The organism is Rhodopseudomonas sp. BR0C11 (assembly GCF_010820945.1).
Lineage (GTDB): Bacteria > Pseudomonadota > Alphaproteobacteria > Rhizobiales > Xanthobacteraceae > Rhodopseudomonas > Rhodopseudomonas palustris_H.
Map to the genome: position 1 here is coordinate 1 of NZ_QTKI01000724.1, position 1,165 is coordinate 1,165.

General features: G+C 67.2%; 2 pseudogenes. One reads left to right on the top strand and one right to left on the bottom strand.

From position 1 onward, the window contains the following. Positions 1–658: pseudogene (locus tag DYI24_RS26895) on the bottom strand (phospholipase); the annotation flags it as partial. 181 nt (positions 659–839) lie between these two features. Here DYI24_RS26895 and DYI24_RS26900 point away from each other — a divergent pair. After that, a pseudogene (locus DYI24_RS26900) lies at positions 840–1,165 on the top strand (AI-2E family transporter); the annotation flags it as partial.

The window sequence follows — 1,165 nt, forward strand, 5'->3', positions numbered from 1 at the left end:
GCGCCCAGGTTCGCCCCCTCGCGGTCGGCGCCACCACGATGGCGCCGCGGGCCCGGGCGTCGCGCAGCCAGCTCCACAGGAACAGCCGGCCGTGACCGCTGCCGCCGTGCAGCGCCATCACCAGCGGCCACTCCCGGTCCGGGTCGTAATATTCCGGCACGTAGAGCGAATAGCCGCCGCGGCTGCTGTGCTCGTTGAACCGGTGAAACACGCCGCTGTCCGGATGCTTCGGCTGCGTCAGTTGCGCCAGCAATGTTTCGTTCTGCTGGCTGTCCGGATCGAGGAAGAAACCCGACACCGGCGGCAGAGTGGCCGCGAGGGGATACAGCGCCTCCAGCGCCTGCGGCAGATGCCGGAGCGCCCGGAAGACGTCGCCGAGATCACCCTGGCCGGCATCGACCGCGCGCAGGCCGGCAAACGCCGCGAGCGCCTGCTCGCCGGCGGTCTGGAGCGGACCGCGCAGATGCGCGAAGGTCTCGGGCCAATTCGCCAGTCGTGGCAACTCGGCCTGCAGCGCCTGTTCGGGCGTGCCGGCGAGCTTGAGCAGATCGCCGAATTCCGGCGGATGCAGATAGCGCGCGACGAAGCCGAGCGATTCGAGGCTCTGCAGCAGCGGCGGCAGCAGCGCCACGATGTCGTCGATCACGGCCTCGCTCATCCCATCCCTTTCCGATCTTGTGTTGTACGCCCCGACAGTGTCAGGGATCGGGGGCGCTGCAAACCGCAAACAAGAATGCTGCGGTGATCCGGCGGGGTCCCATTCGGCGCAAAACCCTTTAGGGTGGCGAGGAGCCAAAGCCCGAGCGGAACGTTGCCGTCGGCGAGGCAAGGGGACCTGGATGCCGGCATCCGAAAACAAGTTCTTCATTCTGCTGCTGGTGGTCGCCACCGGACTGTTCGGCTGGATTCTGTGGCCGCTGTACAGCGCCGTGCTGTGGGGCATGGTGATCGCGATCCTGTTCGCGCCGCTGAACCGCCAGCTCAACCGCGCCTTCGGCTTCCGGCGCAATCTCGCGGCGTTCACCTCAGTGGCCATCATCGTGCTGATGGTGCTGCTGCCGATGTCGCTACTCGGCGCCGCCCTGGCACGCGAGGCGGCTGCGACCTACACCCAGATCGAGTCCGGCAACCTCGATCTGCTCAAAACCATGCGGGAGCTATTGGC